Annotated in this window: 25 protein-coding genes and 1 riboswitch; of the genes, 7 read left to right on the forward strand and 18 right to left on the reverse strand. The window is 70.8% G+C overall.

The annotated features are described in order from the left end of the window. Positions 1-85: 85 nt before the first annotated feature. The 3 genes from O5O46_RS09345 to meaB are packed head-to-tail and all read left to right on the forward strand — an operon-like array spanning position 86 to position 5079. Positions 86-1897, forward strand: a complete 1812-nt coding sequence (locus O5O46_RS09345) for a methylmalonyl-CoA mutase family protein (protein ID WP_269854842.1) — start codon at positions 86-88, stop codon at positions 1895-1897. Continuing rightward, positions 1897-4074 carry a methylmalonyl-CoA mutase gene (gene scpA / locus O5O46_RS09350; protein ID WP_269854843.1) on the forward strand — a complete coding sequence of 726 codons (2178 nt, stop codon included), beginning with the start codon at positions 1897-1899 and terminating at the stop codon, positions 4072-4074. The genes O5O46_RS09345 and scpA overlap by 1 nt, the downstream gene beginning before the upstream one ends. Positions 4075-4086: 12 nt before the next feature. Beyond that, a complete protein-coding gene (meaB, locus tag O5O46_RS09355) occupies positions 4087-5079 on the forward strand; it encodes a methylmalonyl Co-A mutase-associated GTPase MeaB (RefSeq protein WP_269854844.1) in 993 nt (330 codons plus the stop codon). 147 nt (positions 5080-5226) lie between these two features. On the opposite strand, the gene O5O46_RS09360 is transcribed toward meaB, so the two are convergent. The 5 genes from O5O46_RS09360 to O5O46_RS09380 all read right to left on the reverse strand — a co-directional run bounded on the left by O5O46_RS09360 (position 5227) and on the right by O5O46_RS09380 (position 9335). Continuing rightward, a complete protein-coding gene (locus O5O46_RS09360; RefSeq protein WP_269854845.1) occupies positions 5227-5676 on the reverse strand; it encodes a Fur family transcriptional regulator in 450 nt (149 codons plus the stop codon). Positions 5677-5746: 70 nt separating this feature from the next. Further along, on the reverse strand, positions 5747-6577 hold the full coding sequence (locus O5O46_RS09365; protein WP_269854846.1) for a metal ABC transporter permease: 831 nt from the start codon (positions 6575-6577) through the stop codon (positions 5747-5749). Position 6578: 1 nt separating this feature from the next. Then, the gene (locus O5O46_RS09370; RefSeq protein ID WP_269854847.1) at positions 6579-7511 is read right to left on the reverse strand and encodes a metal ABC transporter permease; all 933 of its coding nucleotides are present in this window, start codon (positions 7509-7511) and stop codon (positions 6579-6581) included. A gap of 7 nt (positions 7512-7518) precedes the next feature. Beyond that, on the reverse strand, positions 7519-8370 hold the full coding sequence (locus O5O46_RS09375) for a metal ABC transporter ATP-binding protein (RefSeq protein ID WP_269854848.1): 852 nt from the start codon (positions 8368-8370) through the stop codon (positions 7519-7521). After that, complete coding sequence (locus O5O46_RS09380) at positions 8370-9335, reverse strand: metal ABC transporter solute-binding protein, Zn/Mn family (protein WP_269854849.1); 966 nt, start codon at positions 9333-9335, stop codon at positions 8370-8372. Before O5O46_RS09380 ends, O5O46_RS09375 begins: the two co-directional genes overlap by 1 nt. 118 nt (positions 9336-9453) lie before the next feature. Here O5O46_RS09380 and O5O46_RS09385 point away from each other — a divergent pair, with 118 nt between their 5' ends. Then, positions 9454-9759 (forward strand): hypothetical protein, encoded by a 306-nt coding sequence (locus O5O46_RS09385; protein ID WP_269854850.1) that lies wholly within the window; start codon positions 9454-9456, stop codon positions 9757-9759. 210 nt (positions 9760-9969) lie between these two features. Here the strand turns inward: O5O46_RS09385 and O5O46_RS09390 are convergent, their stop codons facing one another. Together O5O46_RS09390 and O5O46_RS09395 are read right to left on the reverse strand one after the other, a co-directional pair. Then, positions 9970-11343 (reverse strand): C39 family peptidase, encoded by a 1374-nt coding sequence (locus tag O5O46_RS09390; RefSeq protein ID WP_269854851.1) that lies wholly within the window; start codon positions 11341-11343, stop codon positions 9970-9972. A gap of 88 nt (positions 11344-11431) precedes the next feature. Then, entirely contained in the window at positions 11432-12571 is a 1140-nt protein-coding gene (locus O5O46_RS09395; RefSeq protein ID WP_269854852.1) for a M24 family metallopeptidase, read from the reverse strand. A gap of 71 nt (positions 12572-12642) precedes the next feature. Between O5O46_RS09395 and O5O46_RS09400 the strand changes: the two genes are divergently transcribed. Both O5O46_RS09400 and O5O46_RS09405 read left to right on the forward strand, forming a co-directional pair. Further along, positions 12643-13245 (forward strand): uridine kinase family protein, encoded by a 603-nt coding sequence (locus tag O5O46_RS09400; protein WP_269854853.1) that lies wholly within the window; start codon positions 12643-12645, stop codon positions 13243-13245. A 494-nt stretch (positions 13246-13739) separates the two neighbouring features. Beyond that, positions 13740-15623 carry an AAA family ATPase gene (locus tag O5O46_RS09405; protein WP_269854854.1) on the forward strand — a complete coding sequence of 628 codons (1884 nt, stop codon included), beginning with the start codon at positions 13740-13742 and terminating at the stop codon, positions 15621-15623. 65 nt (positions 15624-15688) lie between these two features. Here the strand turns inward: O5O46_RS09405 and O5O46_RS09410 are convergent, their stop codons facing one another. From O5O46_RS09410 to O5O46_RS09460, 11 genes are all read right to left on the reverse strand, one after another. Further along, positions 15689-16786: a hemolysin family protein gene (locus O5O46_RS09410; protein WP_269854855.1), complete on the reverse strand. Its 1098-nt coding sequence runs from the start codon at positions 16784-16786 to the stop codon at positions 15689-15691. Then, positions 16783-18111 carry a hemolysin family protein gene (locus tag O5O46_RS09415; RefSeq protein WP_269854856.1) on the reverse strand — a complete coding sequence of 443 codons (1329 nt, stop codon included), beginning with the start codon at positions 18109-18111 and terminating at the stop codon, positions 16783-16785. The genes O5O46_RS09410 and O5O46_RS09415 overlap by 4 nt, the downstream gene beginning before the upstream one ends. A 215-nt stretch (positions 18112-18326) precedes the next feature. After that, on the reverse strand, positions 18327-18788 hold the full coding sequence (locus tag O5O46_RS09420) for a PH domain-containing protein (protein WP_269854857.1): 462 nt from the start codon (positions 18786-18788) through the stop codon (positions 18327-18329). Positions 18789-18823: 35 nt separating this feature from the next. After that, positions 18824-19672: an ATP phosphoribosyltransferase gene (gene hisG / locus O5O46_RS09425; protein ID WP_269854858.1), complete on the reverse strand. Its 849-nt coding sequence runs from the start codon at positions 19670-19672 to the stop codon at positions 18824-18826. A 50-nt stretch (positions 19673-19722) separates the two neighbouring features. Beyond that, a complete protein-coding gene (locus O5O46_RS09430; RefSeq protein ID WP_269854859.1) occupies positions 19723-19995 on the reverse strand; it encodes a phosphoribosyl-ATP diphosphatase in 273 nt (90 codons plus the stop codon). Positions 19996-20076: 81 nt separating this feature from the next. Continuing rightward, positions 20077-20562 (reverse strand): 6,7-dimethyl-8-ribityllumazine synthase, encoded by a 486-nt coding sequence (gene ribH, locus O5O46_RS09435; RefSeq protein ID WP_269854860.1) that lies wholly within the window; start codon positions 20560-20562, stop codon positions 20077-20079. A 56-nt stretch (positions 20563-20618) separates the two neighbouring features. After that, complete coding sequence (locus O5O46_RS09440) at positions 20619-21908, reverse strand: bifunctional 3,4-dihydroxy-2-butanone-4-phosphate synthase/GTP cyclohydrolase II (RefSeq protein ID WP_269854861.1); 1290 nt, start codon at positions 21906-21908, stop codon at positions 20619-20621. Between the two features lie 91 nt (positions 21909-21999). After that, complete coding sequence (locus O5O46_RS09445; RefSeq protein ID WP_269854862.1) at positions 22000-22650, reverse strand: nicotinamide mononucleotide transporter family protein; 651 nt, start codon at positions 22648-22650, stop codon at positions 22000-22002. Next, on the reverse strand, positions 22647-23255 hold the full coding sequence (locus tag O5O46_RS09450) for a riboflavin synthase (RefSeq protein WP_269854863.1): 609 nt from the start codon (positions 23253-23255) through the stop codon (positions 22647-22649). The genes O5O46_RS09445 and O5O46_RS09450 overlap by 4 nt, the downstream gene beginning before the upstream one ends. Further along, a complete protein-coding gene (gene ribD, locus O5O46_RS09455) occupies positions 23256-24404 on the reverse strand; it encodes a bifunctional diaminohydroxyphosphoribosylaminopyrimidine deaminase/5-amino-6-(5-phosphoribosylamino)uracil reductase RibD (RefSeq protein ID WP_443072453.1) in 1149 nt (382 codons plus the stop codon). A gap of 192 nt (positions 24405-24596) precedes the next feature. Continuing rightward, a riboswitch (FMN riboswitch) is annotated at positions 24597-24727 on the reverse strand. A 147-nt stretch (positions 24728-24874) separates the two neighbouring features. Continuing rightward, a complete protein-coding gene (locus tag O5O46_RS09460; RefSeq protein ID WP_269854865.1) occupies positions 24875-25060 on the reverse strand; it encodes a hypothetical protein in 186 nt (61 codons plus the stop codon). 132 nt (positions 25061-25192) lie between these two features. Here O5O46_RS09460 and O5O46_RS09465 point away from each other — a divergent pair, with 132 nt between their 5' ends. After that, positions 25193-26086 (forward strand): DUF2797 domain-containing protein, encoded by an 894-nt coding sequence (locus tag O5O46_RS09465; RefSeq protein ID WP_269854866.1) that lies wholly within the window; start codon positions 25193-25195, stop codon positions 26084-26086. Positions 26087-26096 lie beyond the last annotated feature (10 nt).

The raw sequence follows: 26096 nt of genomic DNA on the forward strand, positions 1-26096 counted from the left end.
CGGTCGCACGTCACACACTTGAAGAGAACAAGGTCACAATCGCGCCCTCTGCCGCTCGTCTGTCGACCTGCCCTAGCATCCGGGCATGACGGTCCTGCCTGACGACGGGCTCTCCCTGGCAGCCGAGTTTCCTGACGCGACACACGAGCAGTGGCAGCACCTGGTAGCGGGTGTTCTACGCAAGTCGGGCAAGGAAGTCTCGGACGCCGAGGCGGAGCACGCCCTGTCCACCGCGCTGGAGGACGGGCTGCGCACCCTGCCCCTGTACAGCGCGCGCGACACCGCGCCCGACCCCGGTCTGCCCGGCTTCGCGCCCTTCGTGCGCAGCGGCCGGGCCGAGGGGAACACGGTCGGCGGCTGGGACGTGCGCCAGCAGCACACGGTCGTGGACGCTGGCTCAGTCCTGACCGACCTGGAGAACGGCGTCACTTCCCTGTGGCTGGTCGTCGGCGAGTCCACCGGCATCCCCGTTCCGTCGCTCGACCGCGCCCTCGATGGCGTCTACCTCGATCTGGCACCCGTCGTCCTGGACGCGGGTGCCGAAGTCGAGCCAGCCGCACGGCGGTTGCTGCGGCTGTACGAGGAACGGGGCGTCGCGGCGGACGCGGCACGCGGCAACCTGGGCGCCGACCCGCTGGGCCACGAGGCCCGCACCGGAGGCTCGTACGACTTCGCGCCCGTGGCCGAGTTGGCCCAGCTGTGCGCCGCGCGGCATCCGGGGCTGCGGGCGCTGACCGTGGACGCCCTGCCCTACCACGAGGCAGGGGGTTCGGCGGCACAGGAGCTGGGCTGCTCCCTGGCGACGGGTGTCGCCTATCTGCGCGGGCTGACCCGGGCGGGGTTGGATGTCGAGCAGGCCTGTGCCCAACTGGAGTTCCGGTACGCCGCGACCGCCGACCAGTTCCTGACCGTCGCCAAGTTGCGCGCGGCGCGTCGGCTGTGGGCTCGGGTGGCCGAGGTCTGCGGGGCACCGCGGGCGGGCGCGCAGCTCCAGCACGCGGTGACCTCGCCGGTGATGATGACGCGCCGCGACCCGTGGGTGAACATGCTGCGCACCACGGTCGCGACACTGGCCGCGGGCGTGGGGGGCGCCGACGCGGTGACCGTGCTGCCCTTCGACCACGCGCTCGGTCTACCGGACGCCTTCGCACGTCGCATCGCCCGCAACACCTCCACCATCCTCATCGAGGAGTCGCACCTGTCCCGGGTGATCGACCCGGCGGGCGGCTCCTGGTACGTGGAGCGGCTGACCGACGAAGTCGCCCACTCTGCCTGGGAGTTCTTCCAGGAGATCGAGCGATCGGGCGGTCAGGCGGCCGCCCTGCGCTCCGGCATGGTCCGCGAACGGCTGGCCGCTACCTGGTCGGTGCGCAGCGCGAAGCTCGCCAAGCGGCGTGAACCGGTCACCGGGGTCAGCGAGTTCCCGTACCTGGCCGAGAAGCCGGTCGTCCGTGCTCCCGCGCCCAAGGCACCGTCCGGGGGCCTGCCCCGCGTGCGGCGGGACGAGGCGTTCGAGGCGCTGCGTGCCCGTTCCGACGCCCATCTGGCCGCGACGGGGGCCCGGCCCCGTGTCCATCTGACCGCTCTCGGGCCGGCCGCCGCACACACCGCGCGGCTCACCTTCGCCGCCAACCTCTTCCAGGCGGGCGGCATCGAGCCCGTCACCGAGGAGACGTTCGAGGAGAGCGGGGCGCGGGAGGTCTGCCTGTGCTCCAGCGACGCGGTGTACGAGGAGCAGGCCGAGGCCACCGCACAGGCGCTGCGGGCGGCGGGCGCGCGGCACGTGTTCGTCGCGGGCCGTCCCGGAACGTACGCGGGCGTGGACGCCTACGTCTTCGCCGGCTGCGACGCCGTCGCCGTACTCTCCGCCACGCTCGACCGCATGGGAGTGTCCTGATGTCCATCCCCGACTTCTCGGCGATCGAGCTGGGGAACCCGGCCGCCGACGGCAGCCCCGACGAGTGGCGTACGTCGGTGAAGAAGGCGGCCGACGGTGCCGATCTGCTCTGGGAGACGCCCGAGGGCATCACGGTCAAGCCGCTCTACACCGGGCAGGACCTGGAGGGCCTGGACTTCCTGGGCACCTACCCGGGCATCGCGCCCTACCTGCGCGGCCCGTACCCGACGATGTACGTCAACCAGCCCTGGACGATCCGCCAGTACGCGGGCTTCTCCACCGCCGAGGAGTCCAACGCCTTCTACCGGCGCAATCTGGCGGCCGGTCAGAAGGGCCTGTCCGTCGCCTTCGACCTGCCCACCCACCGCGGCTACGACAGCGACCACCCGCGGGTGACCGGTGACGTCGGCATGGCGGGCGTGGCGATCGACTCGATCTACGACATGCGGCAGTTGTTCGACGGCATCCCGCTGGACCGGATGACGGTGTCGATGACGATGAACGGCGCCGTGCTGCCGGTGCTCGCGCTGTACATCGTGGCGGCGGAGGAACAGGGCGTAGCGCCCGAGAAGTTGGCCGGGACCATCCAGAACGACATCCTCAAGGAGTTCATGGTCCGCAACACCTACATCTATCCGCCGAAGCCGTCGATGCGGATCATCTCCGACATCTTCGCGTTCACCTCGCAGCGGATGCCCCGCTACAACTCCATCTCCATCTCCGGCTACCACATCCAGGAGGCGGGTGCGACGGCCGACCTGGAGCTGGCCTACACCCTCGCCGACGGCGTGGAGTACATCCGGGCCGGGCGGGACGCGGGCCTGGACGTGGACGCGTTCGCGCCGCGGCTGTCGTTCTTCTGGGCGATCGGCATGAACTTCTTCATGGAGATCGCCAAACTGCGCGCGGCCCGGCTGCTGTGGGCCAAGCTGGTCAAGCAGTTCGAGCCGAAGAACACCAAGTCGCTCTCGCTGCGCACCCATTCACAGACCTCCGGCTGGTCGCTGACCGCGCAGGACGTGTTCAACAACGTCACGCGCACCTGCGTGGAGGCGATGGCGGCGACCCAGGGCCACACCCAGTCGCTGCACACCAACGCCCTCGACGAGGCGCTCGCTCTGCCCACCGACTTCTCCGCCCGCATCGCCCGCAACACCCAGCTGCTGATCCAGCAGGAGTCCGGCACGACGCGCGTGATCGACCCGTGGGGCGGCAGCGCGTACGTGGAACGGCTGACGTACGACCTCGCCCGCCGGGCCTGGCAGCACATCCGGGAGGTCGAGCGGGCGGGCGGTATGGCGCAGGCCATCGACGCGGGCATCCCCAAACTTCGCGTCGAGGAGGCCGCGGCCCGCACCCAGGCCCGCATCGACTCCGGGCGGCAGCCGGTGATCGGCGTGAACAAGTACCGGGTGGACTCCGACGAGCAGATCGAGGTGCTCAAGGTCGACAACTCCTCCGTGCGCGCCCAGCAGATCGCCAAGTTGCGGCGACTACGGGAGGAACGGGACGAGACCGCCTGCCAGGACGCGCTGGACGCCCTGACCCGGGCGGCCGACGGCGAGGGGAACCTGCTGGAGCTGGCGGTGCGCGCGGCCCGGGCGAAGGCGACCGTCGGAGAGATCTCGTACGCCCTGGAGAAGGTGTACGGACGGCACGCGGGCCAGATCCGTACGATCTCGGGTGTGTACCGCAACGAAGCAGGCGAGTCCCCGTCCGTGGACCGTACCCGTGGTCTCGTCGACGCCTTCGCCGAGGCCGAGGGCCGCCGACCGCGCATCCTGGTCGCCAAGATGGGCCAGGACGGCCACGACCGCGGGCAGAAGGTGATCGCCACCGCCTTCGCCGACCTCGGCTTCGACGTGGACGTCGGCCCGCTGTTCCAGACCCCGGCCGAGGTGGCCCGCCAGGCCGTCGAGGCGGACGTGCACATCGTCGGGGTGTCATCGCTGGCCGCCGGACACCTCACCCTCGTACCGGCGCTACGCGAACAACTCGCCGAGGAGGGGCGCGAGGACATCATGATCGTGGTCGGCGGAGTGATCCCGCCGCAGGATGTGCCGACGCTGCTGGAGATGGGGGCGACGGCCGTGTTCCCGCCCGGCACGGTGATCCCGGACGCCGCCCACGACCTGGTCTCCCGGCTGGCGGTCGACCTCGGGCACAGCGACCTGTGAGGCCGTGAACCCATGGCCATCGACCTCGACACGTACGTCAAGGGCGTCCTCGACGGCAAGCGGGCGGTCGTCGCCCGCGCGATCACCCTCGTCGAATCCACCCGCCCCCAACACCGGGCACTGGCCCAGGAGTTGCTGACCGAGCTGCTGCCGCACAGCGGGAAGGCCCGGCGGATCGGGGTCAGCGGTGTACCGGGCGTGGGCAAGTCCACGTTCATCGACGCCTTCGGCACGCTGCTGACCGGGCTCGGACACCGGGTGGCCGTCCTGGCGGTCGACCCGTCCTCCACCAGGACCGGCGGCTCGATCCTCGGTGACAAGACTCGGATGGAGCGCCTGGCCGTCGACCCGGCGGCCTTCGTCCGGCCCTCCCCCACCGCCGGCACGCTCGGCGGTGTCGCCAAGGCCACCCGCGAGTCGATCGTGGTGATGGAGGCCGCCGGCTACGACGTGGTGCTGGTGGAGACGGTCGGCGTCGGCCAGTCCGAGACGGCCGTCGCCAACATGGTCGACTCCTTCCTTCTGCTCACCCTGGCCCGCACCGGAGACCAGTTGCAGGGCATCAAGAAGGGCGTTCTGGAGCTGGCCGACGTGATCGCCGTCAACAAGGCGGACGGTCCGCACGAACGCGACGCCCGCACGGCGGCGCGTGAACTGGCCGGTGCGCTGCGGCTGATGCACGGCAAGGATGCCTTCTGGACACCGCCGGTGCTCAGTTGCAGCGCACGGGAGTCGACCGGCCTGGACACCGTCTGGGAGCGGCTGGAGCAACACCGCACGCTGCTGGACTCCAACGGCCGCCTCACTGCCCGACGTCGCGACCAGCAGGTCGACTGGACCTGGACCATGGTCCGCGACGAACTACTGGGCCGCCTGCACGCCGACCCGGCGGTCCGCTCCCTCGCACCCGCCCTGGAGCAGCAGGTCAGGAACGGTGAGCTGACGGCCACACTAGCCGCAGAACGCATCCTGGACGCCTTCACACCGTCAAGGCTGCGCGACTGACGAAACGTCTCCCGCACCGCAACCTGTGGGCGAGGCGGCTGGTGTCGCGCCGACGCGAAAGCGGGTCCGCAGGTGGCCGAAGCGGTTCCAGAGGACTGGCCGCCCGCGACGCTTACCGTCGGCCACCAGGTACCTGTGTCGCGTAACTCAGTGAGTCTGTGGTTGCCGCTCAGCGCAGTGCGGGCAGATGCCGGTGAGTTCGACGGTGTGTCGTACGTTCGCGAACCCGGAAGTTACCGCGATCTTTTCTGCCCAGTTCTCCACAGGCCCGGAGTCGACGGGCAAGCTGAGGCCGCACTCCGTGCACAGCAGGTAGTGGCGATGGTCAGCGCCGGGGCGGTAGCGGAAGAGGCGTTCACCCTTGGTGTCCCGTACGACGTCGACGCGTCCGGCATCGGCGAGCGCGGTCAGCGTACGGTACACCGTGGACAGCCCGACAGGCGATCCACCGGACAGCAGACGTTTGTGCAGGGCCTGGGCGCTGACGAAGTCCCCCGCCGCGACCAAGTCGGCCAGTATGATTTCGCGTTGCGGCGTCGGGCGTCCGATCGCCGCCACTTCCTGGGATGGCTCGCTGTGAGGTCGGTTCCTTGACATCACCGGGCTTTCCCTAAGCTCTCCGCAGGATCTGCGGTACGAGTGGGCGAACTGGGCGGGGGCTGGGCGGTCATGCCGCGCTTTCACCGGCAAGCGGTGCCTGGGGCCTGCTGTATGCGTTGCGGATCCAGCGTCCCCCGTGGGCCAGGAGGTAGCCAGCGAAGGCGAAGGCGGTCACGAAGAAGCCGACGGGCCAGTTGGTTTGGTAGGCCGCGGCGATCGATGCCCAGGCGGTCAGTAGCGCGATCACCACCGACAGGACGACGGCGTGCAGCGGTCGGTCGGTGAGACAGCGGGCCGTGGCCGCGGGGCCGACCATCAGGCTGAACATCAGCAGAGCGCCGACAACCGGTACGGCCGTGGTGGTGGCCAGGGCGACCACGACGAGAAAGGCCATGTCGATGCGGTGGTTGCGGATGCCACGTGCGGCGGCCAGCTCGGGTGCCACCGAGGTGAGCAGCAGCGGCCGGTAGAGCACGGCGATCGCGCCCAGGCACAGCGCGCCGAGCAGCGCCGTCAGACCGATCTCGTTGCCGCTGACCCCCAGTACCTCTCCGAACAGCAACGAGTAGATCTCGGGGGCGTACTCGGTGCTCCAACCCAGGAACAGCGAACCCGCACCGAGCAGCATCACCAACGCCAGGGCGGTCACCACGTCATGACGGCCGCGGCGGCCGAGCATGCCGATGCCGAGCGAGGCTCCGAGCGCGAACGCCCCAAGCCCGAAGATGGTGTTGAGGCCGAGCAGGCTGGCTCCGGCGGCCCCCGCGAAGGCGGCCTCCGGCACGGCGTGGGCGACGAACGCCGATCCACGCAGGACGACGAAGAATCCGACGACGGGGGCGACGACAGCCACGATGGTCGCCACAACCCACGCGTTGAGCATGTAGTCCGCGAACACGTCAGCCCTGCCTCACCGTTGGCAGTGGTTGCCCTGTGACCGGTGCCCCGGCCCGGCGTTGTCGGACGCGTGCCGTCCGAAGGCGGCTGCCGAGGCCGGTGAGCAGGTAGACGGTGAAGAGCACGGCCACCACGCAGAAGCTCACCGGCCACCCCTTACCGGCTGGCGGCCAGCGGTAGCTGTCGTAGGCCAGGACGATGCCGACCCACGTCGATACCATCCCGATGACGCCGGCCAACACCATCGCCACGGCTGGGCGCTTGGTCAGTCGTAGCGCGGTCGCGGCAGGTCCGATCAGCAGTGCGGAGCTGAGGATCGTGCCCACCGTCACCGAGGAGAGTGCCGCCGACAGTGCCAGGAGCATGAGGAACGCGACGCCCAACGTTCGCACCGGGATGCCGCGGGCCGCCGCCAGCTCCGAGCTGACCGAACTGAGCAACAGCGGACGGTACAGCAGAGCGAGGAGCACCAGGCAGACGATGCCGAGCAGGATCATGGCCGGCAGGGTGATGCCGTTGAGCGCGAACAGGGAACCGAACAAGATGGTGATGGTCACCCCTGTCGTGCTGTTGACGATCGTCTCGAAGTAGAGGAACAGGGCTGACAGGCCGAGCGCGGTGCTCAGCACCAGCCCGGTCGCCACGTCCCGGCCACTGCGTCGCTGTGTGCCGACCAGTTCCATTGCTCCGGCGACGATGAAGCCGCTGGTGACGAAACCCCACAGGGGTGTGATGCCGACCAGGAACGCGGCGGAGCCGCCAAGGGTGCCCAAGGCACTCAACGCGTGCCCGGCAAAGGACTGTCCGCGCAGCACGGTGATGACGCCCACCGCTCCCGAGACGAGTGCGACGACCGCCCCGGCGAGGACCGCCGTGCGCACCGGCTCGCTGTGGCCGAAGCCCGGGGCGAAGAGGGCGTGCAGGATGCCTTCCATCACAACCTCACCGCCCCTCCACAGACGCGTCGGCGGCGGGGGCTCCTGACTGCCGGGGAATCGCGTCGAGCGAGACGTGCGAACCGGAGACGACCAGGACTCGTCCGTCGACCCGAAGGACGTTGACCTGGTGGCCGTACAGCTTGCTCAGCACCTCGGTACGCACCACGTCGTCGGTCGTCCCGACCGCCACCCGGCCACCGGCCACATAGACGACTCGGTCCATCACGGGAAGCAGCGGGTTCATATCGTGTGCGGAGAGCAGGACCGCGATGCGCTGCTGCTCCGCGATGCGGGCGAGGAGATCGACGATCTCCTGGCCGCTGCGGATGTCGAGATTGGCCAACGGCTCGTCCATCAACAGCAGTTGCGGACGGCTGATGAGCGCGTGGGCGATCAGTACGCGCTGCAGCTCGCCGCCGGAGAGGTTGCCGACCCGGGCGTCGGCGAACGCCGTGGCGTCGACGGCATCGAGCATCTCCTCGACACGTTGCCGGCGTTGCCGGGACGGAGTGCGCGGTCCGACCTTCTCGCCGTCCAGCCCGAGGGCGACCAGGTCGCTGGCGCGCAGCGGGGCATCGGGGTCGATCAGCACTTTCTGCGGGACGTAGCCGACCGAACGGTTACGCCGCGCGAGCGGGCGGCCGTTGACCAGGACTGTGCCTTCCGCGGGTGCCAGCAGTCCCATGACGACCCGCAGGATCGTTGTCTTGCCGGCACCGTTGGAGCCGATGAGGCCGGTGAACTCCCCTGGCGCAAGTGAGAATCCCACTTCGTCGAGGATCTGCCGTCCTCCCCGCCACACGCTGACGCCCTCAAGGGCGAGGACGTCACCGCGTCGCATCTCGTCGCCGATCATCACAGGGTCGGCGCCGACTTGCCGTTGGCCACGGCGTTCCTCAACGCGGAGACCTCGGCGTTCATCCAGGACTGGTAGGTGTAGCCGGGCGTCGGCATGGTCTCGTAGACCCCGACGACGGGGATGTTGTTCTGCTTGGCCAGCGTCATCAGCGACTGCGTCAGGGAGTCGGTGACCTGCTGGTTGTAGACGAAGACCTTCGCCTTGTGCTGGGTGAACAGCGCCTTCTCGGTGGCGACGTCCTGCGGTGAGGGGTCGGTGCCGTTCATCACGTCGGCCTGGAACGCCCAGGGGGTCAGGTTCTTGAAGCCGAGCGCGTCGAGCAGGTAGTCGGCCACCGGCTCGGTGGTCGCCACCGCAGCGCCGGGAGCGGATGCCTTGAGTTGCGAGATCGCCTGGTTCCAGGGCTGGAGTGAGTTGTCGAACTTGGCGGCGTTCGCTTCGAAGTCGGCCTTGTGCGATGGGTCCATGGCCGACAGGTCCGCGGCGATGGCCTTCGCCACCGCGGGCATCGTCGTCGGCTTGAACCACAGATGCGGGTTCGGCGTGGAGTCCGGCAGGCCGAGCAGCTTCTGCACGTCGATCACCTGACGGTGGGAGTTGCTCGATGCCTGCTCTGTCTTGCCCATGAAGTCGTCGTAGCCCACTCCGTTCTGGACGATGAGCTGGGCGGAGCTGACGGTGTGCGCGACCTTGGGGTTCGCCTCGAAGGTGTGCGGGTCCGTGTTCGGGTTGCTCATGATCCCGGTCACCGACACGTACTGACCGCCGATCTGGCTGACGACATCGGCGTACTCGTTCTCCGCCGCCACCACCTGGATCGTCTTACCGGTGCTGGCGGCGCCGGTCTTCGACGAAGAGGACGAGCACGCGGTGGCCGTCACGGCTGTCAGGGCCGCCACGGCGGCGATGAGCCCAGTGCGTATGGACGACCGGGCGGGACGGGAGGCGGGGGCGGCAGACACGCGGGGGCTCCTTCGAACGATGCCGACAGACAGCCGCGCAGCGGCACGCTCCATCGGTGCGGTGATGCCGACAACAGTAGATGGAAATGATTTTCATATCCACTAAGGATGAAAATCATTGCCACTCCTTGACCGGCTCCGCGGCTGCCCCATGGTCAACACCCATACCGAGTTCCCCGACCCGCAGCACCCCGCAAACCGTGTGGCGGTCACCCACGAGCGGCGGGTCCGCCAGTGGATGCGTGACTTGGCAGCCGACGCCTGCGCTGCCGACCCCGAGCAGCTCGCCGACGATCTACTCGTCGTCCTCAATGGCGTCTACGTCACCGCCACCGTCCTCGGCCCCCAGGGCCCGGCCCAGCGCACCGGTGAGCTCGCCCGTCGCCTCATCTGGACTGCCTGCGACGAACCTGGCCGCCCCTGAATCCCGCGTCGCCGCCAGGCCGTCGACCGCAGTCCCACGCCACTCGCCTGCCGAACTCCTTCCCCGCCCCATCCACGAGGTGTCCCGTTGGATGGGGGCACGAATCCATCAAGGTCACGGTGGACCGGTACGGCCACCCGACCCACCTGACCCAGGGCGGCAGCGACCGCTGCCGCCAGGCCGTCGAGACGGCCTTCGGTCAGCACCTGTTCAGCGCACCCCAACGCTGGCCAGCGCAGCCCTGCGAGCTGCCGAAATGGTGGTGGGCCAGTACACGTAGCAGATGCCCCCGCTACCGCCCACCACCTGGCCCTTCGCGTTGTAGCGCTTCGTCCTCAGCCAGATGTTCTCGAACTGGCGCCGCTTGTAGACGCGCCGGACCGCAGCGTCGTCAGCGCTGAACGGGTCGTTGGCGATCACGTCGCCGGTCGGCGTGAAGCCGACCACGCACATCAGGTGGCCCGCAGTGCCGTAACCGGCGCCGTCGAGTTCCGAGGCGAGGAAGGACTGGGACGTTATCACCGGGATGCCGTGCCGGATCAGCCGTTCCACGTCGTTCAGGGAGCGCAGCCGGGTGATCACCGCCTCCATCTCGTGGTAGCTCGCGGCGTACGCTGCGTTGAACGGCCAGTTGCCGCAGCCCTGGTACTGCCAGTCGTAGGTGTACCGGGCCGCCTGGTCGACCTGCGGGTCGGCGAACGACGGGTTGACCCAGGCGAGTTGGGCGGGGGTGGGTCTGCGCCCCCAGTACTCGACCACCATCTGCGAGGAGGTCGGGCTGCACCATGCCTCCCCGCCGTTGTTGTACTCGGGGTACTGGCCCTTGTGGACCTCCTGCGAGTAGCGCGGCACTCGCAGTTCGTGCCCCGCGCCCTCCCCCGGTTTCGACGCGGGCACCGTGAAGCGGTCCGGTACGGCGGAGGCCATGGCGCCGATCCGCCAGACGATCGGGGTCAGTTGGGTACCCGGCCTGCGGTAGAGGGTCAGCCGCAGCCGGTAGGAGGCCAGCCGCAGCCCGCCGGCCGGATTGTCGATGGCGAAGGTGTCGGTGGAGATGCCGCTTCTGCCGTCGTCCTGGCCGTCCACCGAGGTGCGCTTGATGTCGGTGTCCCCGGACGCCCAGCGGCCCATCACGTACCACGGCGTCGTACCGCCGTCGCTGTAGGTGCCGCCCAACTCGGCCTGGAGCCACGTGCCTTGCGGGGTGTGCGCGTTCCACGAGGCGACCAGCTCGGTGGCGCCGAACGGCAGGGCGCGCGGCGGGGAGGTCCAGGTGGCGTACTCCCAGGTGCTGGTGGTCTTGGTGTGCGGGTCGGTGTACTCGACGGTGCCGACCGGACGGTCCAGCACGATGCCGGGGCGGCGGCCGGGCAGCGCCCTGGTGCCCCGCCCGGATCCGCAGCGCCAGTCGGTGTACGAGGTCCAGGAGTGGTAGTCCACGGGCGCCGCCTCCGGGCCGGGTGCGGGGGTGGCCGCCGGTCCCTCGGTACCGCGCGGCTCGGCGGACGCATGCGTCGCGGCGCTGGCGGTGGTGGCGGCCAGCGCGGTGACCAGGACGGCGCGGCGGGATGTCGGTCTTCTCATGTGGCGGAACCCCCTTGTCGTTGACGCGTCGGGTCGGTTCTGTCGGACAACTGTCGTACCGGGTGGGGAGGTTGGCCAGCCCCCGCTGTCAGGTGGGCAGTACGACCAGCTCCCGGCCGGTGACGTTGAGCCGTTCGCCGCCGGTCTCGGTGACCACGGCGATGTCCTCGATACGGGCACCGAAGCGGCCCGGCAGATAGATGCCCGGTTCGATGGAGAAGGCCATTCCGGGCTCAAGCGGCCGGTCGCTGCTCGCCACGATGTACGGCTCCTCGTGGGTCTCCAGGCCGATGCCGTGCCCAGTGCGGTGCAGGAAGTGCTCGCCGTATCCGGCGTCCTCGATGATGTCCCGGCCGATCGCGTCGAGTTCCCGCGCGGTGAGCCCGGGCCGTACCGCTTCGGTCTGCGCCTGCTGGGCCCGGCGCAGCACCGCGTACAACTCCCGGAAATCCGGGTCCGGTTCACCGACCGCGTAGGTGCGGGTGGAGTCCGAGCAGTAGCCGTCGGCCGTGGTGCCGCCGATGTCCACGACCACCGGGTCGCCGGCCCTGATCACCCGGTCGGAGACCTCGTGGTACGGGCTGGCGCCGTTCGGTCCGGCGGCCACGATGACGAAGTCGCAGGTGGCATGGCCCGCCTCGATGATCGCGTCGGCGATGTCCCGGGCCACCTCGCGCTCGGTGCGGCCCGGCCGCAGCCACTCCCCGATCCTGCGGTGCACCCGGTCGATCGCCGCCCCGGCCCGGCGCAGTGCGGCCACCTCGGCCGGGCTCTTGCGCATCCGCAGCTCCCGTAGCACCACACCGGCCAGGCTCTGCTCCGCGTCCGGCAGCGCGGCGCGGAACGCCAGCACCTTCTCCGCCCACATGTGGTCGTCCACCGCGACCCGCCTGGTCCGAGCGGGCAGCCGGTCGGCGACCAGCGCGTAGGGGTCGTCGGTCTCCGCCCAGCCGATGATCTCGACGCCGAGGCCACCGACCGGCGAGGCCTCGGCGGCCGCCTTCTCCAGCGCGGGCACCACCAGCACCGGCTCACCCTGCGCCGGGCACACCAGGCAGGTGAGCCGCTCCAGCGGCAGTGCGTGGTATCCGGTCAGATACCGCAGATCCGGCCCGGGCGAGATCAGCAGCGCGTCCAGTCCGGCCGCGGCGGCGGCCCGGCAGGCCGTGGCGAGCCGGTCGGCCGGGTAGAGGTCCGCGGTGGCGGAGGCATCGTGGGAGTCAGTCACGGCCTTACCGTAAACGCCGCCCGCGCGGGGCGCATCGGGCCCGCGGAAGGACGCGCCGTAGGCTGATCGCGATGGACCAACACCACGCCCGCTCCGCCACGCTGGCCCGGCTCGCCGCCCGGCTGCGTGCTCTGCCGCCGTCCTGCGGCCCGGTGCGGCTGGTCGCGGTGGACGGGCACGCGGGCTCCGGCAAGAGCACCTTCGCCGCCCGGCTGTCCGAGGCACTCGACGGCGCGCCCGTGGTGCATCTGGACGATCTCGCCACCCACGAGGAGTTCTTCGGCTGGACCGGGCGGCTGCGCGAGCAGGTGCTGGAGCCGCTGGGCCGGGGGGTTGCGGCGCGGTACGCGGTGTACGACTGGACCGCGTCCCGGTTTGCCACCTTCGCCCAGGTGCCGTGTGCGCCCGTGGTGCTGATCGAAGGCGTGGGGGCGGGGCGACTGGAGGTACGCCCGTTTCTGGCGGGACTGGTGTGGATGGAGTTTCCCCGGGACCACTCCTGGGAGCGCGGCCGGCATCGCGACGGCCCGGAGCTCCACGGCTTCTGGCAGGGCTGGACGCGGGCCGAGGCCGATCACTTCGCGGCCGATCCGTCTCGTCCTTTCGCCGATCTGCTGGTACTGCAGAGGTCGGATGGATACGAGGTACTACCGGGACCGATGTGCCGGTCCTGAACGGCCTTGCTCCTCACGTACGGTGACAGTGCGCGGCCGGTGAGCTGCGACGGCGAAATGTCTGGCACCAAGTGTCCGATGGCGGCTTGACCTGGGGGGCGTACAGGACTTACGTTCTGAATGCGCGGTCGGCAGCCGACCGCCCGATGACACGAAGCCCCCGGTTGTTCCCCCGTGACCGGGGGCTTCGTCCTGTGCGGGCTAAGCGGAATGCCCTCTTTGTCGGGAACGTTCTCACCCTGTGTCACGGTCGGCCCAGCGCCTTTGGGCGACGGCCGGTTCGCCATGTGTAACCTGAGAGTGCGGTGCGCCGCTCTCTACCCCACGCAACACCGCAGGTACGATGCCGAAGGGGGCGGCAGGCCGTCGCGGTCGGTCCGCTCCCACGCCAACTTCCTTGGCGGTTAGGCCCGTTCGACTGCAACACAGTTCGACAGGACCGTTCGCAGGAGTGGCGTTGGCAGGCCACGGGGGGCACGGTTGTGGGGGACCTGATGGACTTCGGTACTGAGCGCTCCGGCGCCCCCGCCGATCTGGCGTGGCTGCGCGCCGTCGACGCCTGCACGGTGGGAGCGTACGCGCAGGCCGAGGAGGAGTTCCGGGCGGCGGTACGGCTCGATCCGGGCATGGCCGACGCCTGGCTGGGACTGCACGCGCTGCGCGCCGACACCTCCACCGCCCTGCTGCGGATGTACCGGCACCGGGACCGGTTCGGGGAGCAGCGCAAACGCCACAGCCGCTCGCTCAACTCCTGGTACTGGCTGGGCTGGTGGGTGCAACCGGTGCTGGAGTCACCGCGCGACCTGCTGCTGGCCCACGCCTCGCACTGGCTGGACGGCCGCCATGTGGCCGACCTGGACCGGGCGTTGGCGGAGTGCCCACCGGTGGACACCGATTCGCAGGTCCGCTTCCTGCACGCCTGCCGGGCGTACCTGGTCAAGGACTGGGAGCAGTTGGTCCGGCACACCGAGCCACTGCTGGACGATCCCATACTGGGCATAGAGGCGGGCCTGTTCGGCGGCATGGCCCGGGTACGACTGGAGATGTGCGGGCAGGCGGAGCCGCTGCTGGCCGCCGCGCTGATGCGCTGCCGCAGCGAACTGCCGCAGCGCAAGGAACTGCGCTACTGGCTGGCCCGCGCCTACGAGGGCACCGGCCGCTCCGCCGCCGCGCTGCCGCTGTACCGGGCGGTTCACCGGGTGGACCCCACCTTCATGGACACCGCCGCCCGACTGGCGGCGATCACCGAGGCCGAGGACGGTCTGGACGAGGCCCAGGACCTGGCGACCGTGACACTCGCCGGAGTCGGCCAGTTCGGCCCGGACGGCGCGCCCGACGGCGAGCAGGGCCCGCTCCCCGACCCGGACCCCGGCCGCGCGTCCGACGGCCCTCCGGCGTCCTCCTCCCCCGCTCCCGCCCCGGGGGACGACGACGCGGTACGGGAGAAGGCGGTGCTGCCGGTGACCCCGATACCGCCGGAGATACCGATGGGCACCCCCGATCCGGTGCTACTCGCCAACGCGCTGGCCGAGTTGGAGCGGATGGTGGGTCTGGAACCGGTCAAGCGGCAGGTCAAGGCGCTGTCCGCGCAGCTTCGGATGGCCCGGCTGCGGGCCGGTCAGGGGCTTCCGGTGCAGCCGCCGAAGCGGCACTTCGTCTTCTCCGGCCCCTCGGGCACCGGCAAGACCACGGTGGCCCGCATTCTCGGCCGGGTCTTCTTCGCCCTCGGACTGCTCGGCGGCGACCACCTGGTGGAGGCCCAACGGGCCGACCTGGTCGGCGAGTTCCTGGGTCAGACGGCGGTCAAGGCCAATGAACTGATCGACTCCGCGCTGGGCGGCGTACTGTTCGTGGACGAGGCGTACAGCCTGTCCAACTCCGGTTACAGCAAGGGCGACGCGTACGGCGAGGAAGCGTTGCAGGTGCTGCTGAAGCGGGCCGAGGACAACCGCGACCGACTGGTGGTGATCCTCGCCGGGTACCCCGAGGGGATGGACCGGCTGCTCGCCGCCAATCCCGGCCTGAGTTCCCGCTTCACCACCCGGGTGGACTTCCCCAGCTACCGGCCGCTCGAACTGACGAAGATCGGCGAGGTGCTGGCCGCCGAGGGCGGCGACCGCTGGGACGAGGAGGCCCTGGACGAACTGCGCAGCATCGCCGGTCACGTGGTGGCACAGGACTGGATCGACGAGCTGGGCAACGGGCGCTTCCTGCGCACCCTGTACGAGAAGAGTTGCGCGTACCGCGACTTACGCCTGTCCATGTACGACGGCACGCCGACTCGCGTGGACCTGTCCACGCTTCGACTCCCCGACCTCATGCAGGCGTACGGTGAGGTCCTCTCGGGCCGAGGCCCGGGCCAACCACCGCTGGACTGAGGACCTTTCACGGGACTGCGGCCCCCTGACCCCGCGGTGGGTCAGGGGGCCGCAGTCCCCGGGCGTCAGCCCGCCATCGCGGACGGCCGCGCTGACGGTGCGGCCTCGGGGCGCCGGGGCTCCGCGACGATCCGGTGGGCGGGGTCTCGAACCTCGCCGACCAGCATCTCCAGCACGTCCTCCAGTGCCACGAGTCCCAGCGTGCGGCCGTCGGCGTCAGTGACAGCCGCCAGGTGGGACGCCGCGCGCCGCATGGCGGTAAGCGCGTCGTCCAACGGGAGTTCGGCCCGCAGCGTCGTCATCGGACGCCACAGCCTACGCGGCACCGGGCGGTCGCCCTCGTCCGTCTCCTGAAGCTCCAGCACGTCCTTGACGTGCAGATAACCCAGGAACGCCCCATCAGCCCCGGCCACCGGGAAGCGCGAGTAGCCGGTACGGACGGTGAGTTGCTCGACCTCGTACGGTGTGACCTGCGGCCCCACCGTCACCAGCGCGGACGGCTGCAGCAGTACGTCGGTGACCGGTCGGGTGCCCAACTCCAGGGCGTCCTCAAGGCGTTCCAGGTCACCGGGGTCGAGCAGTCCGGCCTGCCGGGAGTCCGCCAGCAGATAGCTGAGCTGCTCACTGGTGAAGGCCGCCTCGATCTCGTCGCGCGGCTCCACCCGGAACAGCTTCAGCACCAGCCGCGCGCAGGCCCCCAGCACCACGATCACCGGGCGGAACAACCGTGCGAAGGCGACCAGTCCGGGGCCCAGCCACAGCGCCGTCTTCTCCGGCGCGGCCATCGCCAGGTTCTTCGGCACCAACTCGCCGATGACGAGGTGGAAGAAGACCACGAAGGCGAGCGCGACCACATAGCCGATCGGATGCACCAGCCCCTCGGGCACCCGTAGCGCGGCGAACACCGGCTCCAGCAGTGCCGCGACGGTCGGCTCCGCCACCGCGCCGAGGGTCAACGAGCAGACGGTGACGCCGAACTGCGCGGCGGCCATCATCTGCGGCAGGTTCTCCAGCCCGTGCAGCACGGTACGGGCCCGCCGCTGCCGCTCCGCGAGCGGCTCCACCTGGCTGCGCCGCACCGAGACCATGGCGAACTCGGCGCCCACGAAGAACCCGTTGCCGAGTACCAGCAGTAGCGCGAACAGAAGTTGCAGGAAGCTCATCGCTCCTCCTCCTGCCCGTCACCGGTGCGCACCAGTCGTATCCGCTCGGCCCGGTGGTGCACCACCTCACGCACCCGCAGCTCCCAGCCAGGCAGCCGGGCGATGTCGCCGGGGCGCGGAATACGGCCCAGCAGATCGGCGACCAGTCCGGCCACCGTCTCGTACGGTCCCTGCGGCACGGCCAGCCCGATCCTGGCCAGCACGTCGGCCCGGCAGCTGCCGTCCGCGTCCCAGGCGGGGTGGCCGTCCTGGGCCGTGGCCTGGGCCAGCTCGGGGGTGTCGGCACCCTCGTGGTCGTGCTCGTCACGCACCTCGCCGACCAGTTCCTCCACGATGTCCTCCAGCGTCACCACACCCGCCGTGCCGCCGTACTCGTCGACCACCACCGCCATCGGCTGCTCGTTGCGCAGCCGCTCCAGCAGCGGCTGGACCGGCAGCGTCTCCGGGACCAGCAGCGGCGGCACCGCGATCCGGCCCACGGGCGTGACGGCCCGCAGCGGGGCGGGGACGGCGAGGGCGGCCTTGAGGTGGACCACACCGACCACCTCGTCCAGCCGCTCCCGGTAGACCGGGAAGCGGGACAGGCCGGTGGCCCGGGTGAGGTTGAGCACGTCGGCAGCGGTCGTGGTGTCCTCCAGCGCGCTGACCTTGACCCGTGCGGTCATCACCGACTGGGCGGTCAGCTCACCGAGGTTGATGGTGCGCACGAACAGGTCGGCGGTGTCCTCCTCTATGGCACCGGCCCGCGCCGAGTGGCGGGCCAGCGACACCAGTTCGGTGGGGGTGCGGGCGGACGCCAACTCGTCGGCCGGCTCCACGCCCAGGGCACGCACCAGCCGGTTGGCCGCCGAGTTGAGCGCCTGGATGACGGGCCGGAAGGCCCGGGAGAAGGCCCGCTGCGGACCGGCCACCATCCGGGCCACCTGCAGCGGCCGGGAGACGGCCCAGTTCTTGGGCACCAGCTCGCCGATGACCATCTGCACCGCCGAGGCGGCGATCATGCCGAGCACCACGCCCACCCCGGGCGCCACCGCGCCCGGCAGCCCGATCGCGGTGAGCGGGCCGGTGAGCAGCCGGGCCAGCGCGGGCTCGGCGAGCATGCCGACCACCAGCGAGGTGATGGTGATGCCCAGCTGGGTGCCGGAGAGCTGGAAGGAGAGCTTACGCAGGGCCGCGACCACGCTGCGGGCCCGTCGGTCCCCGCCCGCCGCGGCCCGCTCGGCCTCCGGCCGTTCCACGGTGACCAGGCCGAACTCGGCGGCCACGAAGAATCCGTTGGCGAGGATCAGGAGAAGTGCCGCACCGAGCAGCAGGAGGGAACTCATGCCGCCACCACCACGCATGAAGCGTTCACAGCGGAGGCGGCGCAGGTACTACAGGACGATTCGTCCATCGCCGGTTAGATGTCACTCCTTGGATCGTTCCGGTCTCCCCCGCGGCGTAGCGGGGTGGGCGCACACGCGCCATGTACCTCAAGAGTAGTCAAGCGGCGGCGCCCAGGGGGAGGCCCGCCCACGCCATCAGGGCGTTATGTCCGGTTTCACCGGTGGTCGCGACCGCCCGTGCCGTACCCGTCGACCAGCGCCCGCAGCTGTCGGGCGTGCCGCAGCGCCTGCTCCCTGGCCATCCCCGGCTGGATGCCCATGGCGGCCAGGCTGGTGCCGTCGGCGAGGTCGAGATAGACCCAGGGATCACCCGCACGCAGGTTGACCCGCAGCACTTCGGCCCATTCCAGGCGGCGCTTGGTGGTGAGGTTGACGACGGTCACCCCGCCTGGGTCCGCGACCACCTTGGGGCGGCTGAGCAGCACCAGCAGCGCGAAGATCAGCAGCCCGGTGCTGATCATGGTGGACCGGTCGGTCACCGTCCACGGATCCGGCATCGCCAGGGCGACCACGGTGAACGTGACCAGCATCACACTGCCGACCGACAGCAGCACCGCCCGGGTCCTGGTGGGCCGGAAGGTCACCGGCAGCTCGGGCAGCGGGTCGGAAGCGGGCATCTCGGCGGGCTTCCCGGTACGGGGCGAGGCGGCGGTCACAGGCGGCAGGCGTGGATGCCGGTGGTGAGGATGGCCCGGGCGCCCAGCTCGTACAGGTCGTCCATGATCCGCTGGGCCTCGCGGGACGGCACCATGGAGCGGACCGCTACCCAGCCCTCGTGGTGCAGCGGGGAGATCGTCGGCGACTCCAGGCCCGGGGTGAGGGCGACCGCCGCCTCGACCTTCTCGGCACGGATGTCGTAGTCCATCATCACGTACCGCCGGGCCACCAGGACGCCCTGCATACGGCGGAGGAACTGCTGGACCTTGGGGTCTTCGGTGGACGCGCCGGTGCGGCGGATGACCACCGCCTCGGACTCCAGGATCGGCTCGCCGATGATCTCCAGGCCCGCGTTGCGCAGCGTGGTGCCGGTCTCCACGACATCCGCGATGATCTCGGCGACGCCCAGCTGGATGGCGGTCTCCACCGCGCCGTCGAGGTGGACCACTGAGGCGTCCACGCCGTTGTCGGCGAGGTGCTTCTCGACCAGTCCGGCGAAGGAGGTGGCGATCGTCATGCCGCCGAACTCCTTGACGCTGTTGGCGGTGCCCGGACGAGTGGCGTACCGGAAGGTGGAGGCGGCGAAGCCGAGCTGCATGATCTCCTCGGCCTGCGCACCGGAGTCCAGCAGCAGGTCGCGGCCGGTGATGCCGATGTCGAGGCGACCGGAGCCGACGTACACGGCGATGTCCCGCGGGCGAAGGAAGAAGAACTCGACCTGGTTCTCCGCGTCCACCAGCACCAGTTCCCTGCGGTCCTTGCGCTGCCGGTAGCCGGCCTCATGCAGCATCGCCGACGCAGGCTCGGACAGAGAACCCTTGTTGGGGACGGCGATGCGCAGCATGGGAACGGCTTCCTTCGGTGAGTGCGGGTGGCGTACGGACGGAAGGTGGCTCACAGGTGAGCGTATACGTCGTCCAGGGAGATTCCCCGGGCGACCATCATCACCTGAAGGTGGTACAGCAGCTGCGAGATCTCTTCGGCGGTGCGGTCGGCGCCCTCGTACTCGGCGGCCATCCACACCTCAGCGGCTTCCTCGACCACCTTCTTGCCGATGGTGTGCACGCCCGCCTGCACCAGTTCGGCGGTACGGGACGTGCTCGGGTCGCCGCTGGCGGCCTTCCGCTGGAGCTCGGCGAAGAGTTCCTCGAATGTCTTCTTGGCCATGGTGGTCACACTCTACGTGACGGCCCGCCCGTCACCCGCCACCACCCTCAAACGAGGGCGCCGCGCGCCCTTCCGTCGCTGCTAGCGCCAGGGCTCGGAGACCGACCGCAAGGTCGCCGCCGTGGCGATCGCGGCGGTGACCGCCTCATGTCCCTTGTCCTCGGCGGAGCCAGGCAGTCCGGCCCGGTCCAGCGCCTGCGCCTCGGTGTCACAGGTCAACACGCCGAAGCCGATCGGCACTCCGGTGTCCACCGACACCTGCGTGAGCCCGGCCGTCACTCCCTGGCACACGTAGTCGAAGTGCGGGGTGCCGCCACGGATCACCACGCCGAGGGCCACCACCGCGTCATAGCCGCGACCGGCCAACACCTTGGCCACGACCGGGAGTTCGAAGCTGCCGGGTACCCGCAGCAGGGTCGGCTCGTCGATGCCCAGTTCGTGCAGCGCCCGTAGCGCACCGTCGACCAGACCGTCCATCACCTGCTGGTGCCACTGCGCCGCGACCACGGCCACCCGCAGGTCACCGCAGTTCTTAACGCTCAGCTCTGGGGCGCCCTTACCGCTCACATCTCTCCTTAGGTGGGGTCCGAGGGGCAGTGCCCCCGGGGAAAACTAAACGCCGGTCACTGGTTTCCGCATGCGCCGGTCGGCGCTGCGGCGTCGAGCCACGGCAGTTCATGGCCCATCCGGTCGCGCTTGGTGCGCAGGTACCGCAGATTGTGCTCCCCGGCCTGCACCGGCATCGGCTCCCGGCCGGTGACGCGCAGACCGTGCGCGGTCAACGCCGCCACCTTCTGCGGGTTGTTGGTCATCAGCCGCAGCGACCGCACGCCGAGGTCGGCGAGGATCTGGGCACCGGCGGCGTAGTCGCGGGAGTCGGCGGGCAGTCCCAGTTCCAGGTTGGCGTCCAGCGTGTCGCGGCCGCGCTCCTGGAGCTCGTAGGCGCGCAGCTTGTGCAGCAGGCCGATGCCGCGGCCCTCGTGCCCGCGCAGATACACCACCACGCCGCGGCCCTCGACGGCCACCTTCCGCATCGACTCCTCCAACTGCGGCCCGCAGTCGCAGCGCAGCGAGTGGAAGACGTCGCCGGTCAGGCATTCGGAGTGCATCCGCACCAGCACGTCCTCGCCCTGGCCGACCTCGCCGTACACCAGCGCGATGTGCTCGACACCGTCGGTGGTGCTGCGGTAGCCGTAGGCGCGGAAGTCGCCGAACTCGGTGGGCAGCGCGGTCGTCGCCTCACGGCGCACGGTGGGCTCGCTGGCCCTGCGGTAGGTGATCAGGTCCGCGATGGAGATGATCGCCAGCCCGTGCTTGCGGGCGAACGGCACCAGCTCTGGCAGCCGGGCCATGCTGCCGTCCTCGTTGGCGATCTCGCAGATCGCGGCGGCCGGGCGCAGCCCCGCCAGCCGGGCGAGGTCGACGCCCGCCTCGGTGTGCCCGTCCCGGGTGAGCACGCCGCCGGAGCGGGCGCGCAGCGGGAAGATGTGTCCGGGGCGCACGAAGTCGGTGGCCGCGCTGCCGGGGGCGGCGAGCATCCGCAGGGTGGTGGCGCGGTCGGCGGCGGAGATGCCGGTGCTGGTGCCGTGCTCGGGGGCCGCGTCCACGGAGACGGTGAAGGCGGTGCGCATCGACTCGGTGTTCTGCTGCACCATCTGCGGCAGGTCGAGGCGCTCCAGGTCGGGGGCCTCCAGTGGGGCGCAGATCAGGCCGCGGCACTCGGTCATCATGAAGGCGACGAGTTCGGGCGTGGCGAGCTCCGCGGCGAAGACCAGGTCGCCCTCGTTCTCCCGGTCCTCGTCGTCGACCACCACGACCGGGCGTCCGGCCGCGATGTCGGCGATCGCCCGCTCGACGGGGTCCAGGGCGAAAGTGTCGCCGTCGGCGTCGTACCAGCTCTGCAGCGCGGTCATGCTCGGCCCCTTGTGTTCGCTTCTCCGCCCTCGCGGCGCGAAGGTGCGGCTTTCACTGTTGTCTGCGGCCCGGCGGCCGCGAGTGCGACGCTCACGCGACTCCTTCCAGAACGGTCCCGGTGTTCGGAAGCACCCGGGTGCGCAGCCACCAGGCGCGCATGCCCGCGATCACGAGAATGAAGTAGACGCCGTAGACGAGGGCGGAGAAGACCAGCCCGCTGCTGAACGCCAGCGGCACACCGACCAGGTCCACCGCGAGCCAGGCGAACCAGAACTCGACCCAGCCACGGGCCTGCGCCACCATCGCGGCGAGGGTGCCGACGAATATGTACGCGTCCGGCCAGGGGTTCCAGGACAGCGCCGGGTAGGCCGTGAACAGCCCGCCGACGAGCAGCGTGCCGAGCGCCAACCCGGCCAGCAGCAGGCCGCGTTCCCGCCAGGTGGCGAAGCGCACCGCGACATCGCCCTCGGTGCGCAGCCCCCGCTGCCACCGGCCCCAGCCCCACAACGCCACGACGATGACCACGAGTTGCTTGCCGATCCCACCGCTGAGGTGCGCGGTGGCGTACGCGACGACCAGGACCAGCCCGGAGAGCAGCTGTGCGGGCCAGCTCCACACCGAGCGGCGCCAGCCGAGCGCGAGCGCGGCCAGGCCGAGCACGTTGCCGATCATGTCGGACCAGATGACGTGCTGTCCCAGTACGGAGAACGCCTGGCCGGACAGCCAGTGCAGGGCGCTCACCTGGCCACGTCCCCGGTACGGTCGCCCAGCAGCCGCTCGACGTACTTGGCGAGCACGTCCACCTCGAGGTTGACCGGGTCGCCGGGCTGCTTGATGCCGAGCGTGGTCAGCGCGAGGGTGGTCGGGATCAGGCTGACGGTGAAGTGGTCGTCGGCCGCCTCGACCACGGTGAGGCTGATGCCGTCCACCGTGATCGAGCCCTTCTCCACCACGTACCGCGAAAGGGCCTTCGGCAGCGAGACCTTGACGATCTCCCAGTGCTCGGCGGGGGTGCGCTCCACGATGGTCCCGGTGCCGTCGACATGCCCCTGGACGAGGTGGCCGCCGAGCCGCCCGCCGAGCGCCATCGGCCGCTCAAGGTTGACCCGGGAGCCGGTGCGCAGCGCGCCCAGGCTGGAGCGGTGCAACGTTTCGGCCATCACATCGGCGGTGAAGGCGCCGTCCGCGGTCTCCACGACCGTGAGGCACACGCCGTTGACCGCGATCGAGTCGCCGTGCTTGGCGTCTTCGGCGACTACCGGGCCGCGCAGGGTGAAGCGGGACGCGTCACCCAGGTCCGCCACGGCGACGACCTCGCCCAGTTCTTCGACGATTCCGGTGAACACTCAGTTCTCCTCGGCAGCTTCGGCATCGGGGTGGGCCCGCAGGTCCCTCGATGAGGGGTGGTGGTCGGGCGACGGGTGGGACCGAACCAGGTGATCAGGTGACGGGTAGGCGGTGATGCGGATGTCGGGGCCGATGGGTTGCAGGTCGGCCACATCGAGCCGCAACGCCCGTTCGATGGTGGGGATTCCGGCGTCGGCGAGGGCGGCGGGCCCGGCGCCGAGCAGTGCGGGTGCGAGGTAGCCGATGACCTTGTCCACCACTCCGGCGGCCAGGAAGGCCCCGGCGAGGGTGGGTCCGCCCTCCAGCAGCACGGACCGAACGTCGCGCTGGTACAACGCGCTGAGCAGGGCGTGCGGGTCGAGACCGCGGCCGTCGGCGGCGCGCGGCAGGCGGAGCACCTCGGCCTTGAGGTGGTCGGTGTCGGCGTCCTGGGCGACCGCCACCACGGTGGGCGCGGCCGAGTCCAGTACGCGGGCGTCGGGGCGGATGGTGGCTTCGGTGTCCACCACGACCCGCAGCGGCTGGGTGATGTCACCGTCGACGCCGCGCACCGCGAGCTGCGGGTCGTCGGCGCGCAGGGTGCCGGAGCCGACCAGCACCGCGTCGGACTCGGCGCGCAGGCGGTGCACCTCGGCCCTGGCCTGGGGTGCGGTGATCCAGCGGCTGGTGCCGTCGGCGGCGGCGCTGCGGCCGTCCAGCGTGGCGGCGTACTTCCAGGTCACGAAGGGGCGTCGGCGGGGGGTGGCGGTCAGCCATGCCTCGTTGCCGCGGGCCGCGGCGTCGGCGAGCAGTCCGCCCTCCACGTCGATGCCCGCGGCGCGCAGGGTGGCCGCGCCCCCGGTGGCGGTGGGGGTGGGGTCGGCGACGGCGTAGACGACCCGGGCGACTCCGGCGGAGATCAGCGCCTGGGCGCAGGGGCCGGTGCGGCCGGTGTGGTTGCAGGGCTCCAGGGTGACGACCGCGGTTCCGCCGCGGGCCCGCCCGGCCGCGGCGCGCAGTGCGTGCACCTCGGCGTGCGGCCCGCCGGCCCGCTGGTGCCAGCCCTCTCCGGCGACCTCGCCGTCCGGATCGAGGATGACGCAGCCGACGACCGGGTTGGGGCTGGTGGAGCCGAGCCCACGGGCGGCGAGCTCAATGGCCCGCTGCATCGCGAGGGCTTCAACTGCGGTGGCCACCGGGTCCTCCTGCCTCTTCGGGCGGACTCCGGGGCTCAGTCGGGACGCGTACGGGCGAGAACGCCTCGTACGGGCATGTACACCAGGCCACACCGTTGTCGGCAATGCGCCGCCGCGAGTACGAACGCTGGCGGGGCCGCCGAAGACGGCGTACCGGTGGATCCCGCGCGCACTGCCTCCCATCCGGACTTTAACCGTCGGTCCAGGAATTTCACCTGGTCAACCGGCCGCTGGTTGCGGACGGGTCGCGGACTGTAACCGCCGGTTCGGACTTTCACCGACCCCGGAGTGCGCTTTGTCACTGGTACAGCTTCAGTCTGCCACGGCTGATCGGGAACTATGCGGGCGAGGCCCTGTGGCTTGAGTCACAGGATGGATGCGGAACGTGAAGGTCCGATTCGCTGGGCCGAAGCGACCCCACGGCGGCCCGGCCCGCCGGTCGCTCAGCCCCAGACCGGATCGGGCTGTTCCGGTGCGGGGCGCAGCGCGTGGACATCGCCGCCGGGTGGGGTGCGCGGCCTGGACAGCGCGGTGCGCACGGCCCGGTCTCCCGCGTCGGCGGCGGCGTCCACGAACAAGGCCGTTGGAGCGTAGAGCCATCGCCGCCGCGCGGGCAGTGGTGCGGACATGACGAGAGCGCGACGGCTTGGGGACGGCCGGGCGCAGATCGGCACTGACAGACTGGTTGACGTGCGGACATCCCCCGCCGAGCCGCTGACCGGGGGCGCACCGCGCGAGCACTGCCTGCGACGGGAGCGTTGATGAGCGAATGGCGCTGCACCGGGATGTCGTGGCGCGCCACGGGTCCGGTGCTGGGCTGGTCCTCGGCGACCGCCGGTGAGCGCGAACGGCCGCTGGTGCTGGGCGAGTCGCTCGCCTTCGCCGCTGGTGGGGACCGCCGCTGCGGCGGTGTGCGGCGAGCCGGGCGGCGCCTCAGGTGCCCGTGGCAGGCCACGGTGCCCGACGGCGCCGTCTCCGGGCAGTGCCCGGACTGCTCGGCCATGGACCGCTCCTCCTCAGTGGCCGCCGACACCGCCTTCGACGACCGGCGCCCGTTCCGCCTGTACCTGGCGTGGTTCGGCCCCGGCCTGCTGAAGCTCGGCATCACCGCCGCCGAACGGGGCCACAACCGGCTACGTGAACAGGGCGCCCTCGCCCACACCTGGCTCGGCCAGGGTCCCCTGGCCGCCGCCCGCCGCGCGGAGGCGTCCCTCGGCCCGGCCCTGGGCATACCCGACCGCGTCCGCCACGCCACCAAACTCGCCGCCCGTATGGCCGCGTCTGACCCCGCCGACCGGACGCGGGAGATGGCGACCGCCCACGAGTGCGCGGTCTCCTGCGCGGCGTGGCCGGAGACCCTGCACAGCCTCCCGCTGGAGATCACTGACCACACCCCCGCCTACGGCCTGGACCTGGCCTCCCCACCGCTCCCGCACGCGGAGATCAGCCACCTCTCCGCCGGCAGTACCGTGGCGGGCGCCCTGACCTCGCTGGTGGGCACGGACGCGTATCTCAGCACCGGATCAGGGCTGTTCACACTCGACCTGCGCCTGCTCTCCGGCTGGCCCCTCACGTCCGCGTCCCCCACCGACCGCACCACCGCACCGAACCGGCCGCTCGGACCGCGCGAAGGGGACCAGGACGCCTTGTTCTGAGGGCACTTCG

The organism is Streptomyces sp. RPT161 (assembly GCF_027533845.1).
Lineage (GTDB): Bacteria > Actinomycetota > Actinomycetes > Streptomycetales > Streptomycetaceae > Streptantibioticus_A > Streptantibioticus_A silvisoli_A.

Bases quoted from the DNA above. Each gene is read 5' to 3' on its own strand.
- O5O46_RS09345 (WP_269854842.1), top strand. From the start codon at position 86: ATGACGGTCCTGCCTGACGACGGGCTCTCCCTGGCAGCCGAGTTTCCT.
- scpA (WP_269854843.1), top strand. From the start codon at position 1,897: ATGTCCATCCCCGACTTCTCGGCGATCGAGCTGGGGAACCCGGCCGCC.
- meaB (WP_269854844.1), top strand. From the start codon at position 4,087: ATGGCCATCGACCTCGACACGTACGTCAAGGGCGTCCTCGACGGCAAG.
- O5O46_RS09360 (WP_269854845.1), bottom strand. From the start codon at position 5,676: ATGTCAAGGAACCGACCTCACAGCGAGCCATCCCAGGAAGTGGCGGCG.
- O5O46_RS09370 (WP_269854847.1), bottom strand. From the start codon at position 7,511: ATGGAAGGCATCCTGCACGCCCTCTTCGCCCCGGGCTTCGGCCACAGC.
- O5O46_RS09375 (WP_269854848.1), bottom strand. From the start codon at position 8,370: ATGATCGGCGACGAGATGCGACGCGGTGACGTCCTCGCCCTTGAGGGC.
- O5O46_RS09390 (WP_269854851.1), bottom strand. From the start codon at position 11,343: ATGAGAAGACCGACATCCCGCCGCGCCGTCCTGGTCACCGCGCTGGCC.
- O5O46_RS09400 (WP_269854853.1), top strand. From the start codon at position 12,643: ATGGACCAACACCACGCCCGCTCCGCCACGCTGGCCCGGCTCGCCGCC.
- O5O46_RS09405 (WP_269854854.1), top strand. From the start codon at position 13,740: ATGGACTTCGGTACTGAGCGCTCCGGCGCCCCCGCCGATCTGGCGTGG.
- O5O46_RS09410 (WP_269854855.1), bottom strand. From the start codon at position 16,786: ATGAGCTTCCTGCAACTTCTGTTCGCGCTACTGCTGGTACTCGGCAAC.
- O5O46_RS09415 (WP_269854856.1), bottom strand. From the start codon at position 18,111: ATGAGTTCCCTCCTGCTGCTCGGTGCGGCACTTCTCCTGATCCTCGCC.
- O5O46_RS09420 (WP_269854857.1), bottom strand. From the start codon at position 18,788: ATGCCCGCTTCCGACCCGCTGCCCGAGCTGCCGGTGACCTTCCGGCCC.
- hisG (WP_269854858.1), bottom strand. From the start codon at position 19,672: ATGCTGCGCATCGCCGTCCCCAACAAGGGTTCTCTGTCCGAGCCTGCG.
- O5O46_RS09430 (WP_269854859.1), bottom strand. From the start codon at position 19,995: ATGGCCAAGAAGACATTCGAGGAACTCTTCGCCGAGCTCCAGCGGAAG.
- O5O46_RS09440 (WP_269854861.1), bottom strand. From the start codon at position 21,908: ATGACCGCGCTGCAGAGCTGGTACGACGCCGACGGCGACACTTTCGCC.
- ribD (WP_443072453.1), bottom strand. From the start codon at position 24,404: ATGCAGCGGGCCATTGAGCTCGCCGCCCGTGGGCTCGGCTCCACCAGC.
- O5O46_RS09460 (WP_269854865.1), bottom strand. From the start codon at position 25,060: ATGTCCGCACCACTGCCCGCGCGGCGGCGATGGCTCTACGCTCCAACG.
- O5O46_RS09465 (WP_269854866.1), top strand. From the start codon at position 25,193: ATGAGCGAATGGCGCTGCACCGGGATGTCGTGGCGCGCCACGGGTCCG.